This is a genomic window from Thiomonas sp. TH-17, from assembly GCF_057473305.1.
In genome coordinates this window covers 1-3,122 of the sequence record NZ_JBYCKI010000074.1, presented here as the reverse complement: position 1 = coordinate 3,122, position 3,122 = coordinate 1, and the positions used below count along the sequence as shown (strand labels likewise).

The window sequence follows — 3,122 nt, the reverse complement described above, 5'->3', positions numbered from 1 at the left end:
GGGCACGCCCAACGCGCAAGCCACCGAGCTGTTTGCCAGCGCCACCATGGACCTGCTGCTCGAAGAAATGGCGCACCGCTACCGCGACCGCGTCATCATTCTCGACGCACCGCCGCTGCTGCCCTCCGCCGAAGCGCGCGCGCTGTCTTTGCATGCCGGGCAGATTCTTTTCGTCGTGCAGGCAGGACGCACCCATCAAGGCACGGTGCAGCAGTCACTCGGCATGCTGCAAGACCATCCCATGGTCTTCACCCTGCTCAACCAGAGCCGCGGGCCAAAGGCCGGGTCGCCCTACGGCTACTACGCCTATTGATCTCTCGCGATATCCTGCACCGCGCCCCAAGGCTCCCTCAGGTCTTGGGGCGTTTTTTTGTCCTTCTTTTTTGCCTTTCAGGTGGAAAATTCACGCCTACCGTGATTGATTTCTCGCCCTCCCCTGCTTGGGTACTAGGCAAGCGGGCTCTGGCGCAGTGCAATACCCCTCTATGGAAAAGCCTGTCGAACGGGGGGTTCGCGCAGCGTTTCCATTCTTGGTGGAAATCATGCACAGCCCTTCAAACAACGGCATTCCTCGTTCCCGGCTAGGCGATTTGACGGCAATCGTCCCGGAATCGCTGCGCAAGCCCTTTCGTCTCGATCTGCCAACACCGGGCTTGCCCTCTGAAAGGGCGATGGCCGCAGCGGCCATCACACTGCAACGGCTGTGCGGCACGGGCGCAGGTCTGCTGGTACTGTCGCGGCAAGCCGCGCCCTTTCTCATGGCCGCCTTGCCAGATGAGGCAGGTCTGCGCGTCATCGAGCGTGCGGGTGATGAACTCTCCGAGCGTTCCGCCCCACCAGTGCCGGAAGCGGTCGATCTGATCTGGCTCGCTGATCCAGCAGCGGAAGGCGACGCGGCCAGCCGCTACCCCTCCGCACTCATTCTGACTCTCCAATCGCAACCGCACGCCCTGCAGATCCTCTCCTCCGGGCTTTACCCCGAAGAATTCGTCCGGTCGTTGCTCCACACCATCGACGTCGTGACGCGGGCTCTCCAAGCCGATCCGACACAGCGCGTCGAGCAGATCGCGCTGCTCGACGCCGACCAGCACGCCGAACTCCTGGCGCTCAACCCCGACTTCCGCGCAGCCCCCGCCAGCCCCAGCGTGCAGGCCCGCTTCAGTGAGATGCAAGCCCGGCACCCTGAGGCGACCGCCGTGCGCTGGCATGACGGGCAATGGAGCTACGCCCAACTCGACGCCCAAGCCCGGGCCGTGGCCGCCGCGCTGCAGGCGCAGGGCGTGGCGCCGGGCGGTGTCGTCGCGCTCTGTCTTGATCGATCGCCAGTCGCCATCGCCTCGGTGCTCGGCATGCTGATGACCGGGGCCGCCTATCTGCCCATCGACCCGAAATTCCCGCCAGAGCGCGTGGCCTTCATGGTTCAAGACGCGGGAGCGCGGCTCGCCCTCGTCCAGCCCGATACGGCCGCGCTGTTTCCTGCCGCGCTGCAAACCCTCGATTCCCAAGACCTGCTCGGCAACGCCAGCGCGCCGCAGCTGAACGGCGACGTGCCGAGCGCGCCCGACGCAACGGCCTACGTGATGTACACCTCCGGCTCCACCGGAGAACCCAAGGGCATCACCATTCCGCACCGTGCCATCCTGCGCCTGGTGGTCGATGCCAGCTTCATGCCGCTCGACGCCTCAACGGTCATGCTGCACGCCGCACCGCTGGGCTTCGACGCCTCCACGCTTGAAATCTGGGGGCCTCTACTGAATGGCGGCTGCTGCGTGCTGCATGACGAGTCCATTCCCACCGGCCCCGGCATCGCCCGCAGCATCGCACGCCACGGCGTGCGCAGCGCCTGGCTGACTGCGGCGCTGTTCAACGCCATCGTCGATGACGATCCGCACTGGTTCAAGGGCCTGAGCCACCTGCTCACGGGTGGCGAAGCCCTGTCGGTGGCCCACGTCCGCCGCGCGCTCGAAGCGCTGCCCGACACCGCTCTGATCAACGGTTACGGCCCCACCGAGTGCACCACCTTCACGGCCACCTACCGCATTCCGCACGCGCTGCCTCCCGACACCCTGGCCATCCCCATCGGCCACCCCATCCAGGACACGCATGTGCTCATCCGCTCGGCCACGGGCGCCCTGCTGCCCCGGGGCCTGGTGGGCGAGCTGTGCGTGGGCGGGCGTGGCGTGGCGCTGGGCTATCTCAACCGCGCCGAGCTGAGCGCCGAACGCTTCGTGCCCGATCCGCTCGACGCCGGGGGCCGGCTCTACCGCACCGGCGATCTGGTGCGTTGGCAAGCCGATGGTGCGCTGGAGTTCATCGGCCGCGTCGATGGCCAGATCAAGATTCGCGGCTACCGCATCGAGCTCGGCGAAATCGAAGCCGCCCTGGCCGCGCAGCCCGGCGTGCAAGCCTGCGCGGTCGCCCTGCATACCGACCCCGCGCTCGGCCCGCAGCTCGTCGGCTATGTCGTCGCCCAAGGCGGCACGGCGCTTGATCTCGGCGCGGTACGCCGCGCGCTCGCCGCCCGGCTGCCCGATTACATGACCCCCGCGCACCTGATCGCGCTCGCACGTCTGCCCGTCACGCTCAACGGCAAGCTCGATCGCAAGGCCCTGCCCGCGCCGACGCGCGCTGCCAAGGCTGGTACTGCAGCCTCGGCGGAATCACCCGGGGTGACCCAAGAAGTTGCCACGGTCTTCGCCGAGGTGCTGGGTCTGGATCACGTCGGTCCGTCGGACAACTTCTTCACCCTCGGCGGCAATTCCCTGCTGGTCCTGCGTGCCCTGACCGCGCTGCGCCAGCGTGGGCACGGCGAACTCAGCGTGGCCGCGTTTTTCGGCGATCCGACGCCGCGCGGCATCGCCGCACACATCGGCGGACAGGTCGGCATCGCGGCCAACCGCCTCACAGCTGCCCACCGCGGTGAACCTCATGGCGACACCCTGCGCGACGAGCCCATCGCCATCATCGGCATGGCCGGGCGCTTCCCCGGCGCGCCGACGGTGGAGGCCTTCTGGGACATGCTCGACGAAGGCCGCGAGGGCATCCGCTTTTTCCGCCCCGACGAACTCGACCCCGCCATTCCCGCCGCGATGCGCGCCGATCCGGCCTACGTCGCCGCGCGC

At 67.7% G+C, this 3,122-nt stretch carries 2 protein-coding genes; both read left to right on the top strand.

Annotated elements, in window-relative coordinates; all coding sequences use genetic code 11:
* Positions 1 to 313 (top strand): P-loop NTPase family protein (locus tag AC2VLV_RS04855; RefSeq protein ID WP_486988901.1); only part of this gene is annotated, 313 nt, incomplete at its 5' end.
* Between the two features lie 229 nt (positions 314 to 542).
* A partial coding sequence (locus AC2VLV_RS04850; protein WP_486988900.1) for an amino acid adenylation domain-containing protein occupies positions 543 to 3,122 on the top strand: 2,580 nt, incomplete at its 3' end.